This window comes from Sphingomonas gilva, from assembly GCF_003515075.1.
Lineage (GTDB): Bacteria > Pseudomonadota > Alphaproteobacteria > Sphingomonadales > Sphingomonadaceae > Sphingomonas > Sphingomonas gilva.
The window spans coordinates 34,840-57,904 of the sequence record NZ_QWLV01000004.1 but is presented as its reverse complement, the minus strand read 5'-3'; the positions used below and the strand labels follow the sequence as shown (position 1 = coordinate 57,904).

Annotated in this window: 18 protein-coding genes; 12 read left to right on the top strand and 6 right to left on the bottom strand. The window is 66.8% G+C overall.

Annotation, left to right across the window (positions count from 1 at the left end):
• The first annotated feature begins 241 nt into the window (after positions 1–241).
• Positions 242–757, top strand: coding sequence for a 50S ribosomal protein L10 (rplJ, locus tag D1610_RS10350; protein WP_118864244.1), 516 nt, complete (start codon positions 242–244; stop codon positions 755–757).
• Between the two features lie 50 nt (positions 758–807).
• Positions 808–1,191 (top strand): 50S ribosomal protein L7/L12, encoded by a 384-nt coding sequence (gene rplL / locus D1610_RS10345; protein WP_118864116.1) that lies wholly within the window; start codon positions 808–810, stop codon positions 1,189–1,191.
• Between the two features lie 297 nt (positions 1,192–1,488).
• Here the strand turns inward: rplL and D1610_RS10340 are convergent, their stop codons facing one another.
• On the bottom strand, positions 1,489–2,022 hold the full coding sequence (locus tag D1610_RS10340; RefSeq protein ID WP_118864115.1) for an acyloxyacyl hydrolase: 534 nt from the start codon (positions 2,020–2,022) through the stop codon (positions 1,489–1,491).
• Positions 2,019–3,296 carry a hypothetical protein gene (locus tag D1610_RS10335; protein WP_147414313.1) on the bottom strand — a complete coding sequence of 426 codons (1,278 nt, stop codon included), beginning with the start codon at positions 3,294–3,296 and terminating at the stop codon, positions 2,019–2,021. Before D1610_RS10335 ends, D1610_RS10340 begins: the two co-directional genes overlap by 4 nt.
• Before the next feature lie 327 nt (positions 3,297–3,623).
• On the opposite strand from D1610_RS10335, the gene rpoB reads away from it, so the two are divergent.
• The 4 genes from rpoB (at position 3,624) to D1610_RS10315 (ending at position 15,600) form a co-directional block, all read left to right on the top strand.
• The gene (gene rpoB, locus D1610_RS10330; protein ID WP_118864113.1) at positions 3,624–7,802 is read left to right on the top strand and encodes a DNA-directed RNA polymerase subunit beta; all 4,179 of its coding nucleotides are present in this window, start codon (positions 3,624–3,626) and stop codon (positions 7,800–7,802) included.
• A gap of 127 nt (positions 7,803–7,929) precedes the next feature.
• On the top strand, positions 7,930–12,204 hold the full coding sequence (gene rpoC / locus D1610_RS10325; RefSeq protein WP_118864112.1) for a DNA-directed RNA polymerase subunit beta': 4,275 nt from the start codon (positions 7,930–7,932) through the stop codon (positions 12,202–12,204).
• A gap of 145 nt (positions 12,205–12,349) precedes the next feature.
• Positions 12,350–14,512, top strand: coding sequence for a TonB-dependent receptor (locus D1610_RS10320; RefSeq protein WP_118864111.1), 2,163 nt, complete (start codon positions 12,350–12,352; stop codon positions 14,510–14,512).
• The gene (locus tag D1610_RS10315) at positions 14,512–15,600 is read left to right on the top strand and encodes a PepSY-associated TM helix domain-containing protein (RefSeq protein WP_118864110.1); all 1,089 of its coding nucleotides are present in this window, start codon (positions 14,512–14,514) and stop codon (positions 15,598–15,600) included. The genes D1610_RS10320 and D1610_RS10315 overlap by 1 nt, the downstream gene beginning before the upstream one ends.
• 49 nt (positions 15,601–15,649) lie before the next feature.
• Here D1610_RS10315 and D1610_RS10310 read toward each other — a convergent pair whose 3' ends face one another.
• Both D1610_RS10310 and D1610_RS10305 read right to left on the bottom strand, forming a co-directional pair.
• Positions 15,650–16,159, bottom strand: a complete 510-nt coding sequence (locus D1610_RS10310) for a hypothetical protein (RefSeq protein WP_147414312.1) — start codon at positions 16,157–16,159, stop codon at positions 15,650–15,652.
• Positions 16,156–16,734, bottom strand: coding sequence for a hypothetical protein (locus D1610_RS10305; protein ID WP_222926989.1), 579 nt, complete (start codon positions 16,732–16,734; stop codon positions 16,156–16,158). The genes D1610_RS10310 and D1610_RS10305 overlap by 4 nt, the downstream gene beginning before the upstream one ends.
• Before the next feature lie 203 nt (positions 16,735–16,937).
• Between D1610_RS10305 and D1610_RS10300 the strand changes: the two genes are divergently transcribed.
• The 6 genes from D1610_RS10300 (at position 16,938) to D1610_RS10280 (ending at position 21,773) form a co-directional block, all read left to right on the top strand.
• Positions 16,938–19,184 (top strand): glycoside hydrolase family 3 N-terminal domain-containing protein, encoded by a 2,247-nt coding sequence (locus tag D1610_RS10300; RefSeq protein WP_118864107.1) that lies wholly within the window; start codon positions 16,938–16,940, stop codon positions 19,182–19,184.
• 91 nt (positions 19,185–19,275) lie between these two features.
• Entirely contained in the window at positions 19,276–19,839 is a 564-nt protein-coding gene (locus tag D1610_RS10295; protein WP_118864106.1) for a helix-turn-helix domain-containing protein, read from the top strand.
• Positions 19,840–19,891: 52 nt separating this feature from the next.
• Positions 19,892–20,236: a hypothetical protein gene (locus D1610_RS10290; protein WP_147414310.1), complete on the top strand. Its 345-nt coding sequence runs from the start codon at positions 19,892–19,894 to the stop codon at positions 20,234–20,236.
• A 54-nt stretch (positions 20,237–20,290) separates the two neighbouring features.
• Entirely contained in the window at positions 20,291–20,779 is a 489-nt protein-coding gene (locus tag D1610_RS17065) for a hypothetical protein (protein WP_182466785.1), read from the top strand.
• The gene (locus D1610_RS17060; protein WP_182466784.1) at positions 20,764–21,306 is read left to right on the top strand and encodes a JAB domain-containing protein; all 543 of its coding nucleotides are present in this window, start codon (positions 20,764–20,766) and stop codon (positions 21,304–21,306) included. The genes D1610_RS17065 and D1610_RS17060 overlap by 16 nt, the downstream gene beginning before the upstream one ends.
• Positions 21,306–21,773, top strand: a complete 468-nt coding sequence (locus tag D1610_RS10280; RefSeq protein WP_118864103.1) for a helix-turn-helix domain-containing protein — start codon at positions 21,306–21,308, stop codon at positions 21,771–21,773. Before D1610_RS17060 ends, D1610_RS10280 begins: the two co-directional genes overlap by 1 nt.
• A gap of 3 nt (positions 21,774–21,776) precedes the next feature.
• Here D1610_RS10280 and D1610_RS10275 read toward each other — a convergent pair whose 3' ends face one another.
• Complete coding sequence (locus tag D1610_RS10275) at positions 21,777–22,199, bottom strand: VOC family protein (RefSeq protein WP_118864102.1); 423 nt, start codon at positions 22,197–22,199, stop codon at positions 21,777–21,779.
• Positions 22,196–23,065 (bottom strand): dienelactone hydrolase family protein, encoded by an 870-nt coding sequence (locus D1610_RS10270; protein WP_118864101.1) that lies wholly within the window; start codon positions 23,063–23,065, stop codon positions 22,196–22,198. The genes D1610_RS10275 and D1610_RS10270 overlap by 4 nt, the downstream gene beginning before the upstream one ends.

Sequence of the window (23,065 nt, the reverse complement as noted above, 5' to 3'; positions counted from 1 at the left end):
GGTTCGCCCGCGGGTTTCCGTCCGAGACAGTGGCTGCTCCGCATGGAGCTTAATCGCGCCGCCTAGACGGGGAAATGATTTTGCCGGACCGGCGCTTGCCGCATTTCCGGATCTGCCTGCGCTTCATGCGGGCCGAACGATCCTTCCCCTCGGACTATCGAGTAACCGCCCTCGCGGCTGCGCGGGGCGGCAACCGGTTCGCGGGAGGCGCGCCTCCCACGGGCCAGACGTGGAGAATGGCATGGATCGTGCCCAGAAAGTCGAAGCGGTCGCCGAGCTGAACCGCACCTTCTCCGAGGTCGGCGTGGTGGTCGTCACCCGCAACCTCGGCCTGACCGTCGCCCAGTCGTCGGCGCTCAGGACGAAGATGCGCGAAGCCGGCGCCCAATACCGGGTATCGAAGAACAAGCTCGCGAAGATCGCGCTCAATGGCACCGACTATCTGTCGATCGGCGAGATGCTGACCGGCCCGGTGGCGCTCGCCACCTCGGTCGATCCGATCGCCGCCGCCAAGGTCGCGGTCGAATTCGCCAAGACCAACGACAAGTTCGAGATCGTTGGCGGCGCGATGGGCGACACCGTGCTCGACGTGGACGGGGTGAAGGCGCTTGCGACCCTCCCCTCGCTCGACGAGCTCAGGGCCAAGATCGTCGGCCTCGTCCAGGCGCCCGCTACCAAGCTGGCGCAGATCGCCGCGGCCCCGGCGGGGCAGCTGGCGCGCGTGTTCGGCGCCTATGGTGCCAAAGAGAACGCCTGAACTTCGAATATCCCTTTGAACTGACCCTTTTTTAGATTGGAGTGAATATCATGGCAGACCTGAACAAGCTGGTCGACGCGCTGAGCGAGCTGACCGTCCTCGAAGCGGCCGAACTGTCGAAGCTGCTCGAAGAGAAGTGGGGCGTGTCCGCCGCCGCGGCTGTCGCAGTTGCCGGCCCGGCCGCCGGTGGCGCCGGTGCTGGCGCTCCCGCCGCCGAAGAGAAGACCGAGTTCGACGTCATCCTGACCGGCGACGGCGGCAAGAAGATCAACGTCATCAAGGAAGTCCGCGCGATCACCCAGCTCGGCCTGACCGAGGCGAAGGCGCTGGTCGAAGGCGCACCCAAGGCCGTCAAGGAAGGCGTGTCGAAGGACGAGGCCGAGAAGATCAAGAAGCAGCTCGAGGAAGCCGGCGCGACGGTGGAACTCAAGTAAGCTTTTGCTTCTTTGCGATTACGGAAAAAGGGCGGTCCGGCGACGGGCCGCCCTTTTCTATTGCTCCAGCAAGCCGGGATAGTCGCGCGCGTCGTGAAGGACGTGCACAACCCTGACGGCCTCTGGATGGATGTAGAAGATCAGATAGCTGCCGAACTGCAGCGTCGGATGCCTTGCTCCTCAAAACCTTGCAGCACTGGATAAGCGGGGGGACGGGAGCCTAGCCGCGATGTGCGCGCGCAACTCACTGACCAGGGGCGACCAAGAGAAAGTGGGTCAGCCAAAGCAGGACAGGCTCTATAGCTTCACCACCAAGCGCGCGCCGATGACGTCGAGGCCCGGATTCTGCCCGCTGAAGAGTTGGGCGTGGCTGACATGGACCCAGCTCGCCTCGATCCCCAGCCGTGGCGTCGCCTGCCAGCCAAGCGCCAGTTCGGGCTCGAACAGCAGGCGGCTGCCGAGATCGGTGCGCAGATCATCGCCGGCACGCACGCGCAGCGACGGGCCGTCATGCACCGCAACGCCGATGCCGGGGCGGGCATAGAGCCGTTCGCCCCGCTTCCAGCTCAGCCCCGCAGCGATCAGGCTGGTGTCGCCATCGCTGTTGACCAGCGCGAAGACATAGGGCGCAGGCGATCCGATGACGGCCAGTGCGCGCTCGGGCGCGAAGCGGTAGCCCGCCTGCAGATCGACGCCTCCCTCTCCGGTATCGAAGGTCAGCGGCGTGTCGACGCCGTGAGCGGCGACGCCGACCCAGGCCTCCTGCGCGGCGAGCGACGCCGGCCACAGAGCTGCCGATGCCAGCGCCAAGCCGAGCGCCCGCGCGATCATGCCCTTGCCGGATCGCCGTGGAGGCGCGCCTCGACATTGGCGTGCATGCGGATGCCGCGGTCGAGCCAGATCGGGCCGAGCTTTTCCTGGCCGTCACGCGCCGTGCCGACGACGAAGGTCGCGGAGGTGCGGCCCTCTCCACCGTCCGGCAGGCGATAGCGCGCATCGGCGACGACCAGCGGCACGAAGAACCGTCTGTCGCGGACGGTGACCACGTTCACGCCGGCGCGCGGCAGGGCGATCGCTGCATTCACCTGCTGACCGCCGCCTGGCGGAATCTCGATTGGCGCCATGACCGCCTCCGCCGGCGTATCTTCGAGGAAGCGGGCGATCTCCGCTTCCTGATTGGGACTGGCGCTCAGCAGCCAGGCGGCGATCCGCACATCGTCCGCCGCCACCGCACCCGCATTGCCGACCGTCAGCTCGAACTCGACCACCGCGTCCATCACATTGACCCCGGCCTTGACCGGCCGCAGCGCGAACTCGATCCACGGGCGGCCGTCCTGCGCCTGCGCGGGGATGGTCGCGGCGGCGACCCCTTCGGCGGCCGGTTCGGAGATCGCCGCGTCGGCCATCGGCGCTGCCTCATCCGCGGTCGCCCCATCGAGCGGGGCGGCTTCGCGCTCCGCCACCGCCACCGGGTCCGCCGGCGCGGCGGCAGGAGGCGCGGTTCCCTCCGGTGCCTCGTCGAAGCTGATGATCCGGTCCCTATCGTCGTAACGGTTCGCGCGCGAGCGCCGCCACAGCAGGAAACCGCCAACGCCGGCGAGGAGCGCGAGCCCCGCAGCGAGCAGGGCAAGCCACGCGCGGCCTCCCTCCCCGGCGGGCTCCGGCGGCGCGACGTTCGCGGTGGCCGGGGCGGCCTCGGGCGCGGTGGGTTCGATCACCGGCGTCGGCACCGGCGCCATGTTGTTGGCCGGGGGTGCAGCTTCGACTGGAGCTGGAGTTGGAGCGGAGGCGGCTGGCTCTTGCGGTTGCTCCTGTCGCACCGGCGCAGGATCGGGACTGCGGGGCGGCGGAGCCGGCGCTGGCGTCGGCGGCGAGGTTGGCGCGGGAGTCGGCGCTGGGGTAACCTGGTTCTGCGGCACCGTCGGCACCACCGCGGGCGGCTGCGCGGGCTGGACCTGGTTCTGCCCCGGCTGGAGCGAGAAATCGTCCAGCGACGGCGGCATGTCCTGAGTGTCCTGCGCCGCGACGGATGCGGGCGCGATCAGGAGGGCAATGAGCGCGGCGCGCGAATACAGGCGCGCCTTGACCGGATACGAGCGATTCATAGCCGCGGCATTGGGGCCAGACGGAACGGACCGCGCCTCCCCTTGCGATGAAGCGCCCGATGCGAGCGACGGAGCGCTGATCGTCGCCTCGGTTGCGTATGGGGTCGAACTGTGGCCGACCGTTTGACATATTGCCCGCCAAACCCTACATCGCGCCTTCACCACAGCCTTTCGGAACAGGACACGCCGTCGCGCAGCGTGTCCCACGCATGGATCGGCTGGGGTTTCAGGACGCTTGAAGCTGCCATTTCCAGCGATGGAGATGCGCGGCTTTTTGCGTCTCTGCCTGCGCTGCGACATTCTTACGCGAAGAGGCGAAATATCTCCATGGCGACCAAGGCAATCGAGGGTGGCGCTGCCAAGCAGCGCGCGAGCGACAGCGGCGCGGCCAAGCGGCGCATCCGCAAGGTGTTCGGCAACATCCACGAAGTGGTGCAGATGCCCAACCTGATCGAGGTCCAGCGCGAAAGCTACGAACAGTTCCTGCGTTCCGATCCCTCGATCGGCTATGTCTCCGGCCTCGAAAAGACGCTGCGCGGCGTGTTCCCGATCCGCGACTTCGCCGGCACCGCCGAGCTGGACTTCGTCCATTACGAGCTGGAGCCGCCCAAGTTCGACACCGAGGAATGCCGCCAGCGGGGCATCACCTATGCCGCGCCGATGCGCGTCACGCTGCGCCTGATCGTGTTCGAGGTGGACGCCGATACCGAGACCCGTTCGGTCCTCGATATCAAGGAGCAGGACGTGTACATGGGCGACATGCCGCTCATGACGCAGAACGGCACCTTCATCATCAACGGCACCGAGCGCGTGATCGTCAGCCAGATGCACCGTTCGCCGGGCGTGCTGTTCGACCATGACCGCGGCAAGACCCACGCATCGGGCAAGTATCTGTTCGCCGCGCGCGTGATCCCCTATCGCGGATCGTGGCTCGATTTCGAGTTCGACGCGAAGGACATCGTCAACGTCCGTATCGACCGCAAGCGCAAGCTGCCGGTGACGGCTTTGCTCTATGCGCTGGGCCTGTCGGGCGAGGAGATCCTCAACGAATTCTACAACCGCGTCACCTATGTGCGCGGCGAAGGCGGCTGGCAGATCCCGTTCGCGCCCGAGAATTGGCGCGGGCAGAAGCCGGCGTTCGACATCGTCGACGCGAAGTCGGGCGAGGTGGTGTTCGCCGCCGGCCAGAAGATTTCGCCCCGCGCCGCCAACAAGGCGCAGAAGGACGGCCTGACCGACCTGCTGATCCCGACCGAGGAAATCTACGGCCGCTATTCGGCCTATGACCTGATCAACGAGAAGACCGGCGAGATCTATATCGAGGCGGGCGACGAGGTCAGCCCTGAGAACCTCGAAAAGCTCGACAAGGCGGGGATCGACCGGATCGAGCTGCTCGACATCGATCACGTCACCACCGGCGCGTGGATCCGCAACACGCTGAAAGCCGACAAAGCCGAGGACCGCTTCCAGGCATTGAGCGACATCTACCGCGTGATGCGCCCCGGCGAGCCGCCGACGCTGGAGACGGCGGAGGCGCTGTTCGCCGGACTGTTCTTCGATCCCGACCGCTACGACCTGTCGGCGGTGGGCCGCGTCAAGCTCAACATGCGCCTTGACCTCGACGCCGAGGACACGGTGACGACGCTGCGCACCGAGGACATTCTCGCCGTGGTCAAGACGCTGGTCGACCTGAAGGACGGCAAGGGCGAGATCGACGACATCGACAATCTCGGCAATCGCCGCGTGCGTTCGGTGGGCGAGCTGCTGGAGAACCAGTACCGCGTCGGCCTGCTGCGCATGGAGCGCGCGGTGAAGGAGCGGATGAGCTCGGTCGACGTGTCGACCGTGATGCCCAACGACCTGATCAACGCCAAGCCCGCGGTCGCCGCGGTGCGCGAGTTCTTCGGATCGTCGCAGCTGTCGCAGTTCATGGACCAGACCAACCCGCTTTCCGAAGTGACGCACAAGCGTCGCGTCTCGGCGCTCGGGCCGGGCGGCCTCACCCGTGAGCGTGCGGGCTTCGAAGTCCGCGACGTTCACCCGACGCATTATGGCCGCATCTGCCCGATCGAGACGCCCGAAGGACCGAACATCGGCCTGATCAACAGCCTCGCCTCGTTCAGCCGCGTCAACAAATACGGCTTCATCGAGACGCCGTACAGGAAGGTCGTCGACAACAAGGTGACCGACGACGTCGTCTATCTTTCGGCGATGGAGGAGGCCAAGCACACCATCGCGCAGGCCAACGCCGATCTGGATGGCGAGGGCGCGTTCGTCGAGGACATCGTCTCCAGCCGCCAGGCGGGCGAGTTCCTGATGGCGATGCGCGATTCGATCACGCTGATGGACGTCAGCCCCAAGCAGCTGGTGTCGGTCGCCGCGTCGCTGATCCCGTTCCTGGAGAATGACGACGCCAACCGCGCGCTGATGGGATCGAACATGCAGCGCCAGGCGGTGCCGCTGGTCCGCGCCGAGGCGCCGTTCGTCGGCACCGGCATGGAAGAGACGGTCGCCAGGGATTCGGGCGCGGCGATCGCCGCCAAGCGTTCGGGCGTGGTCGACCAGGTCGACGCCACCCGCATCGTCGTCCGCGCCACCGGCGCAGTTGAGGCGGGCAAGTCCGGCGTCGACATCTACACGCTGATGAAGTTCCAGCGCTCCAACCAGTCGACCTGCATCAACCAGCGCCCGCTGGTGAAGGTGGGCGACGTGGTCAACCAGGGCGACATCATCGCCGACGGTCCCTCGACCGAGTTCGGCGAGCTGGCGCTTGGCCGCAACGCGCTGGTCGCGTTCATGCCCTGGAACGGCTACAATTATGAGGACTCGATCCTTATCAGCGAGCGGATCGTCAAGGACGACATCTTCACCTCGATCCATATCGACGAGTTCGAGGTGATGGCCCGCGACACCAAGCTGGGGCCGGAGGACATCACCCGCGACATCCCGAACGTCGGCGAGGAAGCGCTCAGGAACCTCGACGAGGCCGGCATCGTCTATATCGGCGCCGAGGTGGAGCCGGGCGACATCCTGGTCGGCAAGATCACGCCCAAGGGCGAATCGCCGATGACGCCGGAGGAGAAGCTGCTCCGCGCGATCTTCGGCGAGAAGGCGAGCGACGTGCGCGACACCTCGCTGCGGCTGCCGCCGGGCGTCGCCGGGACGATCGTCGACGTGCGCGTGTTCAACCGCCACGGCATCGACAAGGACGAGCGCGCGATGGCGATCGAGCGCGAGGAGATCGAACGGCTGAAGAAGGACAGCGACGACGAGCGCGCCATCCTCAACCGCGCGACTTGGAGCCGCCTCAGGGAGATGCTGCTCGGCCAGACCGCGACTGCTGCGCCCAAGGGCATCAAGAAGGGCATCGAGATCGACGAGGCCGTGCTGGAATCGGTCGAGCGCCACGAATGGTGGAAGTTCGCCGTCGCCGACGATGCGCGCCAGAGCGATCTGGAAGCGGTCAAGGCGCAGTATGACGAAGCCGCCAAGCTGATCACCGACAAGTTCCACGACCGGCGCGAGAAGCTGGAGCGTGGCGACGAGCTGCCGCCGGGCGTGCTCAAGATGGTCAAGGTGTTCGTCGCGGTGAAGCGCAAGCTGCAGCCGGGCGACAAGATGGCCGGCCGCCACGGCAACAAGGGCGTCATCAGCCGCATCCTGCCGCAGGAGGACATGCCCTTCCTGGCCGACGGCACCCCGGTCGATCTGGTGCTCAATCCGCTCGGCGTGCCTTCGCGCATGAATGTCGGGCAGATCTTCGAGACGCATCTCGGCTGGGCCGCGCGCGGCCTGGGCGGGCAGATCTCGCAGGCGCTGGAAGACTGGCGCGAGGCCAACCCCGATCCCAAGCCGGGCGCGATGCCCGACGCGGTGAAGGAACAGCTCAAGACGGTCTACGGCGAGCAGTATCATGCCGAGATCGACGCCCGTTCGGGCGAGGAGATCATCGAGCTGGCGCAGAACCTGAAGGGCGGCGTGCCGATGGCGACGCCGGTGTTCGACGGCGCGCGCGAGGCCGATGTGTCGGCGATGCTGGAGCTGGCGGGCCTCGACACGTCGGGCCAGAGCGACCTGTTCGACGGCCGCACCGGCGAGCAGTTCGATCGCAAGGTGACCGTCGGCTACATCTACATGCTGAAGCTGCACCATCTGGTCGACGACAAGATCCACGCGCGTTCGATCGGGCCGTACAGCCTCGTCACCCAGCAGCCGCTGGGCGGCAAGGCGCAGTTCGGCGGCCAGCGCTTCGGCGAGATGGAGGTCTGGGCGCTCCAGGCCTACGGCGCCGCGTACACGCTGCAGGAGATGCTGACGGTGAAGTCCGACGACGTGGTCGGCCGCACCAAGGTCTATGAGGCGATCGTCAAGGGCGATGACACCTTCGAGGCCGGCATTCCCGAGAGCTTCAACGTGCTCGTCAAGGAGATGCGCTCGCTGGGCCTGAACGTCGAGCTCAAGAACAACGAGGTCGACGAGGACGATATCGCGATCGCCGCGGAATGAACTTCTTCCTCCCTCTCTCCTTCAGGGGAGAGGGCCGGGGAGAGGGGCAGTGCCTGAACCGCTGATTTCAGGCCCCTCTCCCAACCCTCTCCCCTGAAGGGGAGAGGGCTTAAAGCGGAGCAAAATAATGAACGAACTGACCAACTTCGCCAATCCGGTCGCCGCCAAGCCGGAGACCTTCGACCAGATCCAGATCGGCATCGCCTCGCCCGAGCGCATCCGGTCCTGGTCGTTCGGCGAGATCAAGAAGCCCGAGACGATCAACTACCGCACCTACAAGCCCGAGCGGGACGGGCTGTTCTGCGCGCGCATCTTCGGTCCGATCAAAGATTACGAGTGCCTGTGCGGCAAATACAAGCGGATGAAGTACAAGGGCATCGTCTGCGAGAAGTGCGGTGTCGAGGTGACCGTGTCCAAGGTCCGCCGCGAGCGGATGGGCCATATCGAGCTCGCCGCCCCCGTCGCGCACATCTGGTTCCTCAAGTCGCTGCCGTCGCGCATCGGCCTGCTGCTCGACATGCAGCTGAAGCAGCTGGAGCGCGTGCTCTATTTCGAGAGCTATATCGTCACCGAGCCCGGCCTGACCGCGCTGGAGAAGTATCAGCTGCTCACCGAAGACGAGCTGCTCGAAGCGCAGGACGAATATGGCGAGGACGCCTTCACCGCCGGCATCGGCGCCGAGGCCGTGCGCAAGATGCTCGAGGACCTTGACCTCGAGGGTGAGCGCACGCAGCTGCTGGAAGAGCTCGCCACCACCAAGTCCGAGCTGAAGCCCAAGAAGATCATCAAGCGGCTGAAGGTCGTCGAGAGCTTCATCGATTCGGGCAACCGCCCCGAATGGATGATCCTGGAAGTGATCCCGGTCATTCCACCCGAGCTGCGCCCGCTGGTGCCGCTGGACGGCGGCCGCTTCGCGACGTCGGATCTGAACGACCTCTATCGCCGCGTCATCAACCGCAACAACCGCCTGAAGCGGCTGATGGAGCTGCGCGCGCCGGACATCATCGTCCGCAACGAAAAGCGCATGCTGCAGGAAGCGGTCGACGCATTGTTCGATAACGGCCGCCGCGGCCGCACGATCACCGGCGCCAACAAGCGTCCGCTCAAGTCGCTCAGCGACATGCTCAAGGGCAAGCAGGGCCGCTTCCGCCAGAACCTGCTCGGCAAGCGCGTCGACTATTCGGGCCGTTCGGTCATCGTGACCGGGCCGGAGCTGAAGCTGCACCAGTGCGGCCTGCCGAAGAAGATGGCGCTCGAGCTGTTCAAGCCGTTCATCTACGCCCGGCTCGACGCCAAGGGTCTCTCCATGACCCTCAAGCAGGCGAAGAAGTGGGTGGAGAAGGAGCGCAAGGAAGTCTGGGACATCCTGGATGAGGTCATCCGGGAACATCCCGTCCTGCTGAACCGCGCGCCGACGCTCCACCGCCTGGGCATTCAGGCGTTCGAGCCGGTGCTGATCGAGGGCAAGGCGATCCAGCTTCACCCGCTGGTCTGCTCGGCGTTCAACGCCGACTTCGACGGTGACCAGATGGCCGTGCACGTCCCGCTGAGCCTAGAGGCGCAGCTGGAAGCGCGCGTGCTGATGATGTCGACCAACAACATCCTGTCGCCCGCCAACGGCAAGCCGATCATCGTGCCGTCGCAGGACATGGTGCTGGGCCTTTATTATCTGTCGATGATGAAGGAAGGCGAACCCGGCGAGGGCATGCTGCTTTCCGACATGGCCGAGGTGCATCAGGCGCTCGATACCGGCGCCGTGACGCTGCACACCAAGGTGGTGAGCCGCGTGCCGCAGACCGACGAGAGCGGCGAGACCTACCTGAAGCGGTACGAGACCACCCCGGGCCGCATGCTGCTGGGCGAGACGCTGCCCAAGAGCCACAAGGTGCCGTTCGAGACGGTCAACCGCCTGCTGACCAAGAAGGACGTGGGCGACGTGATCGACGAGGTCTATCGCCACACCGGCCAGAAGGAGACGGTGCTGTTCGCCGACGCCATCATGGCGCTGGGCTTCCGCCACGCGTTCAAGGCCGGCATCAGCTTCGGCAAGGACGACATGATCATCCCCGACGCCAAGGAGGGGATGGTCGAGGAGACCCGCGCGCTGGTGAAGGATTACGAGCAGCAGTATCAGGACGGCCTGATCACCCAGCAGGAGAAGTACAACAAGGTGATCGACGCCTGGAGCCGTTGCGGCGACCAGGTGGCCAACGCCATGATGGACGAGATCAAGTCGGTGAAGAAGCAGGCCGACGGCCGCGAGGCGCCGATCAACTCGATCTACATGATGGCGCATTCGGGCGCCCGCGGCTCGCAGGCGCAGATCAAGCAGCTCGCCGGCATGCGCGGCCTGATGGCCAAGCCTTCGGGCGAGATCATCGAGACGCCGATCATCTCCAACTTCAAGGAAGGCCTGACCGTCCTTGAATATTTCAACTCGACCCACGGCGCGCGCAAGGGCCTGGCCGACACCGCGCTCAAGACGGCGAACTCGGGTTATCTGACCCGCCGCCTGGTCGACGTGTCGCAGGACTGCGTGATCGTCGAGAATGACTGCGGCACCGACCGGGCGCTGGAGATGCGCGCGATCGTGCAGGGCGGATCGACCATCGCCTCGCTCGGCGAGCGCATCCTGGGCCGCACTACGGCCGAGGACATCGTCGATGCGAAGACGGGCGAGGTCGTCATCGAGGCGGGCACGCTGCTCGACGAGGCGATGATCGCGAAGATCGAGGCGATCGGCACGCAGGCGGTCAAGATCCGCTCGCCGCTCGTCTGCGAGACCAAGATCGGCGTGTGCGGCAAGTGCTACGGGCGCGATCTCGCCCGCGGCACGCCGGTCAATATCGGCGAAGCGGTGGGCGTCATCGCGGCGCAGTCGATCGGCGAGCCGGGCACGCAGCTGACGATGCGGACCTTCCACATCGGCGGCGCGGCGCAGCTCAACGAGCAGTCCAACCTGGAGGCTCCGGCCGACGGCACGATTGAGTTCCGCGACCTGCGCGTGATCGAGGACCAGCGCGGCCGCCGCGTGGTGCTCAGCCGTTCGGGCGAGATCGCGATCGTCGACATGGACGGCCGCGAGCGCGCGGTGCACCGCATCCCGTACGGCGCGTACGTCATGTTCGACGACGGCCACATCGTTTCGAAGGGCGACCGGATGGCCGAATGGGATCCGTTCACCATGCCGGTGATCACGGAAAATCCGGGCGTGGTGAAGTTCCAGGACCTGATCGAGGGCAAGACGCTCGCCGAGCAGACCGACGAGGCGACCGGCATCGCGCAGCGCGTGGTGACCGAATATCGCGCCGCCGGCCGCACCAAGGAGGATCTGCGCCCTCGCCTGACCCTGCTCGACGACCAGTCGGGCGAGGCGGGCCGCTACATGCTCGCCGCCGGCGCCACGCTGTCGGTCGAGGATGGGCAGCAGGTGCAGGCGGGCGACGTGCTCGCCCGCGTCAGCCGCGAGGCCGCCAAGACCCGCGACATCACCGGCGGTCTGCCGCGGGTGGCGGAGCTGTTCGAGGCGCGCAAGCCCAAGGAGAACGCGATCATCGCCAAGGTTTCGGGGCGTGTCGTGTTCGGCAAGGACTATAAGGCGAAGCGCAAGATCGGCATCCAGCCCGAGGATGGCGGCGAGATCGTCGAATATCTGGTGCCCAAGTCCAAGGTCATCGACGTGCAGGAAGGCGATTACGTCAAGCGCGGCGACAACCTGATCGGCGGCTCGCCCGATCCGCACGATATCCTCGAGGTGCTCGGCATCGAGCCGCTCGCGGAATATCTCGTGTCGGAGATCCAGGAGGTCTATCGACTTCAGGGCGTGAAGATCAACGACAAGCACATCGAGGTGATCGTTCGCCAGATGCTGCAGAAGGTCGAGATCACCGACGGCGGCGACACCACGCTGCTGGCGGGCGAACAGGTCGATCGCGACGAAATGGACGAGATGAACGCCAAGCTCGCCAAGAACCAGCAGCCCGCCCAGGGCAAGCCGGTTCTCCTCGGCATCACCAAGGCGTCGCTGCAGACCCGCAGCTTCATCTCGGCGGCGTCGTTCCAGGAGACCACGCGCGTCCTCACCGAAGCATCGGTCCAGGGCAAGCAGGACACGCTGATCGGTCTGAAGGAGAACGTCATCGTCGGCCGTCTCATCCCCGCCGGCACCGGCGCGGGCATGAACCGCCTGCGCATCGCCGCCTCCAGCCGCGACGCCGCGCTCCGCGCGCAACAGCGCAAGCTGCAGGAAGCGCTGATCGCGCCGGATTCGGCGGCCGAGGAGCATGCGGCCGAGCTGGCGCAGGATGCGGACGACGCGCGCGTCACCGCAGATGCGCTGGAAAAGGTCGAGGTCTCGGGCGACGGTTCGGACGAGGCCGCGGGCGATTATCTGAACGACTGATCGTTCGGAACAGCGCCGCAGGAATGAGCCGCCGTCCGGTAAGCCGGGCGGCGGCTTTTCCTTGCCGCGCGTCTTTTTTCTAATGCGAATGGTTTGCAATTGCGGATAGTCGCGGCTATGGCGCGCCTGCTCGAAAGGGAGGGCCATGAACCGTACCGTTTTGCTTACCGCGCTGCTCGCCGGCGCGACGCCGCTTGCGCCGCTCTTCGCCCAGGCCGAGGGGCCGAACGCCGATCCCGCCGCGGCAGCGGACGATCAGCGGGGGGACGCCGGCGACATAGTCATCACCGCCGCTCGCACCGAATTGCCGGCAAGCGCGCTGCCGCTGACGGTCGACATCATCGATACCGAGGAGCTGACGCAGCAGGTGGCGATTGCCGGATCGATCGTCGATGCGGTGGCGAACCTCTCCCCCTCCTTCTCACCCACCCGCCAGAAGCTCTCCGGATCTGGCGAGACCTTGCGCGGGCGATCGCCGCTCTATGCGATCAACGGCATCCCGCAATCGACGCCGATCCGCGACGGATCGCGTGACGGCTACACGATCGACCCGTTCTTCATCGACCGGATCGAGCTGATCTACGGATCGAACGCGCTGCAGGGCATCGGCGCGACCGGCGGCGTGGTGAACCAGGTGATCGTGCCCGCGCCGAGCGAGGATGGCATCAGCGGCCGCGCGCTGCTGCAGGGCACCGCATCTAGCGGGTTCGAAGACAACGGACTGGGCGGCAAGGCGGCCGCGCTCGTCTCCTACCGCGCCGGAGCGTTCGATGTTTCGGTGGGCGGCGCCTTCGAACGGCGCGGCGTATTCTATGACGGCGCGGGGCGGATCATCGGCGTCGACGAAGCGCAGGGGGACGTGCAGGACAGCAAAAGCTGGTCCGCATTCGGCCTATTGGGCTATCAACTCTCGGGCAGCGCGCGCGTCGAGCTGATCGCCAACCGGTTCGAGCTCAAGGGCTATGACCATTATGTCCGGATACCGGGCGACCGCGAACTGGGCATTCCGTCCACCAGCGTGCGCGGCACCAACGGCGGCGAGCCGCCGTCCAACCGGGTCGAAACCGTCAGCCTGACGCTGACCGACAGCGATCTCGCCGGAGGCAGCCTGGTGCTCCAGGCGTTCTTCAACCGCTCGCGCGACATTTTCGGCGGCAGCATCACCGGCACCTTCCAGGACGAGGCGATCGCGCCCGAGGGAACGCTGTTCGACCAATCGGCCAACAAGTCGCGCAAGTTCGGCGGCCGCTTCAGCTATGAACGCGAGATCGCGGGCGCGCTGACCGCGACGATCGGTTTCGACAGCTTGTGGGACGAGACCGAGCAGTCGCTGATCCACACCGGCCGGGCCTGGGTGCCGCCCACCGAGTTCCGCAGCCTGGCGCCCTTCGGCCAGCTCAACCTGGGGCTGTTCGACAATCGCCTGCGCCTGGCGGGCGGCGCGCGCTGGGAGAATGTCCAGCTGAAGGTCGACGATTTCCGCACCCTCGCCTTCTATGGCGGGCGCGAGGTTGGCGGCGGCCAGCCGACCTTCGACGATCTGCTGCTGAACGGCGGCGTGGTGGTCGAGCCGGTCGAGGGCGTACGCGGCTATGCGAGCTATGCCGAGGGCTACACCATCGCCGATGTCGGCCGCATCCTGCGCGGGATCCGCGAGGTCGGCGTCGATATCGACGACTTCCTCGACGTCAGCCCGGTGGTGTCGAACAATCGCGAGATCGGCATCGAGGTGAAGCGCGGTCCGCTCGATGCGAGCGCCGCCTATTTCTGGTCGTCGAGCGATCTCGGCGGGCTGCTCGTCCTCAACGAGGGCGGAGTCTATGACGTGCAGCGCCAGCGCATCGAGATCGAGGGGCTGGAGATCAACCTGGGCGTCCAAACGCCGGTTCCGGGCCTGCGCGTTTCGGCGGGCTACGCCCACCTCTCCGGACGGACCGACAGCGACGAGGACGGTGTTGTCGATATCGACCTGGACGGCGCCAATATCTCGCCCGACCGGCTGAACCTGGCCGCAGATTTCCGTCGCGGACCGTTCAGCGCGCGGCTGCAGGGGCAGTTCTATCTGTCGCGCCGTTTCGATGGCGAGAATGACGCGCTGGAAAACGACACGGCCTTTGTCGGCTATGAGACCGCCGACGCGGTGCTGCGTTACGACACCGGCTTCGGCGGAGTGACGCTGGCGGCATCGAACATCTTCGACGCGGCCTATATCACCTACAACAGCGACACGATCTCGACGAACGACGACCTGCGCTTCTTCTCGGGCCGCGGACGGACCTTCACGCTGGGCTGGGACGTGCGCTTCTGATGCGGCTGCTCGACCTGATCCACCGCTGGACGGGCGGCGTGATCGGGCTGCTGCTCGCGCTGATGGGTTTGTCCGGCGCTGTCCTGGTGCACAAGGACGCCTGGGTTTCGCTGCCCGGCGCGGAGGCGGCGCAGCAACAATCGACCGCGGCGATCGTTGCCCAGGTCGAGCAGCTGATGGCCGATCCGGCGGATCGGCCGCAATCGATCCTGTTCGCGACCAGCGATTTCGGCCTGTCGCGGTTGACCTATCCGGAGGGCGCGGGCGGTTACGCCGATCAGGCGGGCCGGATCGTGACGCGCTGGGACGGCAAATGGGACCGGCCGGAGGTGTGGCTGTTCGATTTCCACCACCATCTCTTCTCCGGCGACACGGGTGAGATAGTGGCGGGGATCGCGGGGCTCGCGGGGTTGGGCTTCGTCATCACAGGCGTGATCCTGTGGTGGCGCACGCGGCGGACCTTCAAGCTCCGCCCCTGGCCCAAACGGATGAGTCGGCCGGCGATCCTGATGCATCACCGCGACCTGGGCGTCGTTGCCGCGCCGCTGCTGCTGATTTCGCTCGTCACCGGGACGATGCTCGCGCTGGAGCCGGTACGCAACGCCCTGCTCTCACCCCTGTCGAGCCCCGCCGAGATGAAGATGGCGCTGCTGCCGCCCGAAGTCGAAGGCGCGCCTTTGGCGGCCGATCTCGATTGGGCGGGCATGATCCGCGAGGCGCGCCGGCTCTATCCCGATGCCGAGATCCGCATCCTGAGCCTGCCGCGCCAGCCGGGCGGGCTGATCTCGCTGCGCACCCGCCAGCCTGCCGAATGGCTGCCCAACGGCCGCACCACGCTCTATTTCGCACCCGACAGCGGCCGGTTGATCGAGGCGCGCGACGCCTTCGCGCTGCCGCTCGGCTGGCGCGTGTTCAACTACGCCTATCCGCTGCACGCGGCGAAGGTGGGCGGCCTGCCCTATCGGCTGGTGATGACCCTCTCAGGCCTGGCGCTGGCGATGCTGGGCAGCTTCGCCGTGTGGAGCTTCTGGTTCCGCCGTCCGCGCAGCCGCGCACGGGCTCCGGCCCGCGTTGTGGCGGCGGAATAGGAAGGCCGCCCGTCCATCAGGACCGGCGGCCTTCAGAACTCGCCACGGATCAGCCTTTCGGCTTCTTCTTGTCTTCGTCGTGTCCGGCCCACATCTTGAGGCCCTTGGCCTTCTTGGCGAAGGCTTCGCGATCCGATGGCGACAGGTTGGCGCCTCCGGCGACGAGGCCCATGCCGATATTGCACTTCACGAAATAGGTTTCGTCGGGCTCGATCTCGAGCGCGAGCGTATCGGTACGCTCGCCCGTGGTGAAATATTCATGCCGGCCGGGTTCGACCTGGACGACGTAATATTTGCCCGAGCCGAGACGCGCGACTTCGTTCACCACAGCGCCCTCCATCTCGCGAACGGTGCACCCCAGCGCGATCCCCATGATCGAGCCGGGACGGAAGAACACCACCTGGCCCTTGCCGGCCTCCGGCTCGTCCAGCACGCCCGATTTGGTCTTGATCGGCGGGAGAGCCGGTGCAGAGGCCGTCACCGCCGCCTCCTGAGCATGGGCCACGCCGGCGACCATCAGGCCGGCGACAACCGCGAGCCTCAATGCGGTAAACTTCATGAAATTCCCCCATCCGGCTGTGGCTGCACTTCGACCGGCGGCGCGCAGGCCGGAACCGCGCCTTCGGTGAACTGGACATCGGATCGAACCTTGGCGTTGGCGCGCGCGCCAGGCACCACGCGCATCTCGCCACCGGCGATGAGCAGGCCGGCAAACGGCACCACCATGCTGGCCGCGAGCGCGGTGCCGGGACGGTTTTCGCCGGCTGCGCCGAACTTGAAATAGCCAAGCGGCACTCGCACCGCGCCGCAATCGACGAAGCGAGCGGCAAGCACCAGCTCGCCCGCCTTGCCGCCGAAGCGCGCCTTGGCCGCGTGGACCACCTCGCCTTCCCCGACCACTCCGGCGGGCACCAATGTCTGGCCGGCAACCACGATCGGGCTGGCCAGCCTGAGCGTGAAGCGGTCTCCGGATTTCGCCGTCTTGGAATCGAGCGCCTGGGTGATCTCGATATCGACCAGCGTCTTCGCCGGCAGGCGCAATGCATCGGTGGGCGATGCCGCGGGCGGGGCAGCCGATGGCGGCACAGGCGCCGGCGAGGCATCCTGCGGTTGCGCCGCTGCCTGTCCGGCCATTACGATGGCCGCAATCGCGGCTATGATATGGACGCTCCCCAAATGCCCGTTCCCCCCAGAACTCTTGGCTGGATAGCCGATGCCGAGCGCCGACGGCAAGTGAGCTCGAAGTCCGTCGGATCGATCCGCTGCGGGTTGATTTTTCCCGCCAGCTGGCCGACCATGTAACCGGTTACAGTATTTTGCCGCCGGAGGGGCCCCGAATGACCGCCACTATCGACCGCCGCCTGGTTAGGGCGGACGCGGTCACGGGGCTTGCCGCGGTCCCCAGCGCCACCTTCGCCGCCAGCCCGCGCATCGAAGCGCTTATCGCGCGGATGACGATCGAGGAGAAGGCGGGGCAATTGTCGTGCTTCGCCGATACGCTCAGGCCGTTCGCGCCCAACATCAATCCGCTGGTTGGCAATCAGAACGCCGAGGCGACCTTGGGCGAGATCCGCGCCGGCCGAGTGGGCACGTTGTTCAACGGCATCGGCGTGGCCGGCGCGCGACGGGCGCAGAAGGCGGCGCTGGAGGAATCGCGGTTGGGCATCCCGCTGCTGTTTGCCGCGGACGTGATCCATGGCCTCAAGACCGTTTTCCCCATCCCGCTCGCCGAATCGTGCAGCTTCGACCTCGACCTCGCCGAGGCGACCGCGCGCGGGGCCGCGCTGGAGGCGACCGCGGTCGGCCTGCACTGGACCTTCGCACCGATGGTCGACGTGGCGCGCGACCAGCGCTGGAGCCGCGTCGCCGAAGGCGCGGGCGAGGATCCCTGGCTGGGCGGCGAACTGGCCCGCGCGCGCGTCCGCGGCTTCCAGGGCGCCGACCTGAAGCGCGACGACACCATGCTCGCCTGTCCCAAGCACTTCGTCGGCTATGGCGCAGTCTCGGGCGGGATGGACTATAATTCGGTCGAGCTGTCCGAGGCGAGCCTGCGCGAAATCCACTTGCCGCCCTTCGCCGAGGCGTTCGACGAAGGGGCCCTGACCGCGATGTCCGCGTTCAATGACGTGAACGGCGTGCCGGCGAGCGGCAACCGCGCGCTCATCACCGGCCTGCTGCGCGGTCAGTGGCGTTTCGCCGGACTCGTCATCAGCGACTACACCTCCGATCAGGAGCTGGTCGCGCATGGCTATGCCGCCGACGACCGTGATGCGGCGCGGCTGGCGATCTTGGCCGGGGTCGATATCTCGATGCAATCGGGGCTTTACGTCGACTATCTGCCCGGTCTGGTCGAATCGGGCGTGGTGCCGATGGCGGTGGTCGACGCCTCGGTCCGACGCGTGCTGCATGTGAAAGAGGCGCTGGGACTGTTCGACAATCCCTACCGATCGCTCGATACGGGCGCCGAGCAGCGTCGGGTGCAAACACCGGCGATGACCAGCCTGGCGCGCGATGCCGGGGCGCGGTCGATCGTGCTGCTCAGGAACGAAGGCGGTCTGCTGCCACTGTCGCCCGACGCCGGGCGGTACGCCCTGATCGGCCCGTGCGCGGACGAAGACGTGCTCGGCCCCTGGTCCTTCTACGGCGATGCGGAACGCAACATCTCGATCGAAGCCGGCGTGCGCGCCGCGCTCGGGCCGGGCGGGTCGCTTTCGGTCGTGCGCGGATCCGACATCGAAAGCCCGATCGAGGGCGGGATCGCCGCCGCGGTCGCGGCCGCCGAGAATGCCGATGTCGTCCTGCTCGCGATCGGCGAATCGTCGGGCATGTCGGGCGAGGCGCAGTCGGTGACCGATATCCGCGTGCCGCATGCGCAGCGCGCGCTGGCGGAAGCGGTCGTGGCGACGGGCAAGCCGGTCGTCGTGCTGCTCCGCCACGGCCGGGCACTGGCGCTGTCGGGCGCGATCGGCGATGCGCCGGCGATCCTCGCGACCTGGTTCCTGGGATCTGAGATGGGCAACGCGGTCGCCGACGTGCTGTTCGGCAAGGTCAACCCCTCCGCCCGGCTGGCGGTGAGCTTCCCCCGGGAAAGCGGGCAGCAGCCCTATTTCTACAACCACCGCACCACCGGCCGGCCGGCGCCCCAGACCGAGAGCCAGGAGTTCAAGGCGCGCTATCGCAGCACGAAGAACGAGGCGCGCTACGCCTTCGGCCACGGCCTCAGCTACACCAGCTTCGCGATCGACGCGCTAGAGCTTCCCGAGACCATGGCCTGGAATGGCGAGATCGCGATCACCGCGCGCGTCACCAACACCGGCGAGCGCACCGGGCGCCATGTCGCGCAGCTCTACATCCGCGACCGCGTGGCGAGCCGCACCCGGCCGGTGCGCGAGCTGAAGGGAATCGCCCCGGTCACGCTCGCGCCGGGGGCCAGCGAGGTGGTGCGCTTCACCCTCGACCACCAGGACCTGATGTTCTGGGGCGACGGCGGCTGGATGGTCGAACCGGGCGAGTTCGACATCTGGATCGCCGATCATGCCGAGGATGAGGGCGTAAGCGGACGATTTACCCTAAGCGCCGCTTGAACGCCTGAAAAAAACCATCCATTCTGGATATGTCTCTGTAGCGTGTGCCGCAAAACGCGGGCGCAATATGGCGCCTGCCGGAGAGTGACCGATGGCCAGCAAATCCGTTCCCGCCGTGCCGATCGAGCGACTCGCGCGCCTGACGCCCGGTCAACGGGTCTGCCTGCGGCTGGTCCATCAGCGCCTGACCTCGAAGGACATCGCGCGCGAGATCGGCATATCGCCGCACACCGTCGACCAGCGCCTGCGCCAGGCGATCGAGATTCTCGGCGTATCCTCACGCGTGGAGGCCGCGCGCGCCTTCGCCGCGGCTGAGGCCGACGGATATCAATCGTTGATATATCAAGCGCCGTACATTGCCGAGGATGCCGATCCTGCCCCAGCCCTGTCGCCGGACATCGGAGACCGGTGGCGGGAAGCAAACGCGGTTCACGAGATGCAGGCGCCCTATCTGGCGTTCGCATCTTCGCAACCGGCCCGCTTCATAGCCCCGCTTCCCGTCCGCAGAGGGGAACGCAATGACCTGACCATCATGCAAAGGCTGGGCTGGACCATCGCGGTGGCGGTGGGAACAGCCCTTTCGGCGGGGATCTTCCTTTCCGGAATCGAGGCTCTCGGCACAATCGCCACAGCCGCGAAGCGCGCCCTCTCCTGACTTAACTTGGCATCCGCGCTGCCCACCGCAGACGCGGTGGGGAACGATGATGATGCACCAGAAGATTGCAGCTGCGGAAGAAATCCGCGCCCAGTTGCTGCCGACCGAAGACAAGATCGACGAAGCCATTGCCTGTTCGGCGCAGCTGATCGCGGCGATGATCAAGGCGCGCGCCGACACCGGCGTCGGCGCCGCGATCGGCCATACCGCGATCGCCCAGGTCTCCGCGGCGCAAACCCAGATGGTCGAGGCGCGGCGCGCGCTGATCCGCGCGCACAAGGCGCTGATCGAAGCGGGCGGCGATGTCGGCGTGCTGACCACCGGTTACGGCGACACGTCCGAATGCCCGGAGATCGAAGAGACCCGCACCAAGGGACGCCTTCGCGCGGTCGGCTGACGCCGGTCGCGAGGATCCTTGACCGGACCCGCCCCACCGTGGTCCGGTCAAGCGATGCTCAGACTCTACATCTTCCTCGGCTTGCAGCTGGCAGTCAGCGCCTATGCTCTGGTTCGAGGGGGAGCCCCCGAACGCATCGTCGCCGTGCTGATGCTGGTCGCCTATGCCGTTTCGATGTTGGTTCAATCGCAATTCCCGGTGCGCTTTCACGGCGTCGAGCTGGGAATTTTCATGGTGGACTGCGCCATGCTCGCCGCGCTGCTCGCGGTCGCGCTACGCGCCGAAAGATTCTGGCCGTTATGGATGACTGGTTTGCAAGCGGTCGCGGTTGCGGCCCATCTGGCCAAGATGGCGAGCCCGGAGGTGATCCCATGGGCCTATGCCGCGATGCTGGCGTTCTGGAGCTATCCCATGATGGCCTTGCTCGCGATCGGCACGTGGCGCCACTGGAGGCGGATGGCGGCCTTCGGTGCCGACAGGTCCTGGAGCGCCTTCTCGCCCCCCTCGCCGGCCGACGCGCCGCCCGGATGGCCGATGCGCTGATCGACGAATTCGGCTCGCTCGGCGCGACGCTGGCGATGCCGGACGAGGCAGTGGCGCGGGTGCTGGGACGTGACGCGCGAGGCGCCGTCGCGCTATTGAGCGCGACCAGCGAAGCGATTTCCCATGCGCTGCGCAAGCGGGCGACCGCGCTTCCGATCGCTTCCAGCGACAAGCTGCTGACCGACTATCTGATCGCAACCATGACCGACCTGCCGCTCGAACAGCTGCGCGTGCTGTTCCTCGATCGCGGCAATCACCTGATCCGCGACGAGATGGTCGCGCAGGGCACGGTCTGCCAGGCCCGCATCTACCCGCGCGAGATCATCGTCCGCGCGCTGGAGCTCAGGGCGAGCGCGCTGATCATCGTCCACAACCATCCCGGCGGCCAGGCGGAGCCGAGCCGGGCCGATATCGACATCACCCATCAGATCATGATGCTCGCCCGCTTCCTCGACATCACGGTGCACGACCATCTGATCGTCGCGAGCGGGCGGCTGACCAGCATGCGGCAGAGGGGGCTGCTATGATGAACGCGGATCGAAAGACGGACCCGTCCGACACATCACGTCACGGTTTCGCCATCGACGAGTTGGCGAAATCGATCGACGAGTTCCGCCGCAACCTGGCCGAGCTGCGGCCGACGCTGATCGGCGAAGTGGGGGTCGAAAGGGACGAGGCCTTCGCGCGGCGAATCTACCAGGCGCGCCGCGAGCGGACGAAGTTCTTTCCCGGCAGCGACGATCTGTTCGGCGAACCCGCCTGGGACGCGCTGCTGGACCTGTTCATCGCCGGTGAATCGGGGCGCGAGACGACGATGTCCGACGCCGCGGCGGGCGCCTGCACATCGGCCAATTCGGCGCAGCGCTGGATTGCGGTGCTGGAGGCGCGCGGCCTGGTCGAGCGCTACGCCGATCCGCACGACCGGCGGCGCACCCTCGTCCGCCTGACCGGGCCGACCGCCGACGCGATGCGCCGCTACCTGGACTCCATGTAGCGGCTATCGCGCGAACAGCTGGCCGAGATCGGCGAACGCCTTGAACTCCAGCGCGTTGCCGGCGGGATCGTGGAAGAACATGGTGGATTGCTCGCCCGGCTCTCCAGGGAAGCGGGTGTGCGGTTCGATGACGAAGGCGACGCCGTGCGCCTTGAGCCGCTCGGCGAGCGCCCGCCAGCGCTCGGGCGTCAGCACCACGCCGAAATGCGGCACGGGCACGGCGTGGCCGTCGACCGGATTATGCCCGGCAACACGCCTGCCGCCGCCGACATTATGCGCGACGATCTGATGGCCGAACAGATCGAAATCGATCCAGTCGGCGTCACTGCGCCCCTCCGGACATCCCAGCACGGTGCCGTAGAAGTGCCGCGCGGCGTCGAGATCGTCGACGGGAAAGGCGAAGTGGAACGGGGTCAGGTCGCTCATTGCGCAGGGTCCTTCAACATCCGGTCGAGAAAGGCGAGGATGTCCGCCTCGGTCGCGGCCTTGGCCTCGGCATTGGCCTTGACCGACTGGCGCGATTTGGTCGGCGTGTCATAGCTGTGCGTCGCGCTGTCGAACATGCGGATGGCGATGTCCCCGCCCTTCTCCCTGCTGCGCGCGACCAGGCTCTCGCACAATTTGGGCGAAACCTCCTCGTCGGCGGTGCCCATGAACACGCGCACCGGCGCATAGGACGTATAACCGTCCTTGGCGAAACGGCGCTTGAGCCCGCAGCCCGGATAGAGCGAGACGCCCGCCTTGAAGCCCAGTTTCTTCATGTCGCCCGGCTTGTCGTCCGCCATCGCTGCGAGCGTCGCGCTGCCGCCGTTGGACCAGCCGAGCAAGGCCACCCGCGTGCCGTCCACATCGGGCCGCTGCTGCAGGTAGCGCAGCGCGCCATAGGCGTGGAGCGGGCGGTAGACGACCTCGTCCACCGCCGCCGGGCGATCCTTGTAGGTGCCCGCCTTGAAGCCGCCGGGATAGCCCACGGGTCCGAAATCGTCGACCATCAGCGCGGCATAGCCGGACCGCGCGAGCAGGCGGCCCCAGGCCTTGTGCCGCGCGCTGAGCGTGGTCGCGTCATATTTGCCCTTGGAAAGGCTCGAATAGGCGCCCGAGCGGCCGTGCAGCATAACCACCGCGGGCGCGTTCTTCTCCGGCGTGGCGGCGGACCTGAACAGATAGCCCTTCACCTGGGTCTTGCCGTCGCGGCTGAGGAAGGTGACAGGCTCCACCTTGACCGGCGCCGCGTCCTGCGCCGCAGCGGGCGCTGCTATGATGACCGCCAGAGCCATGAGCGCATGCCGCAT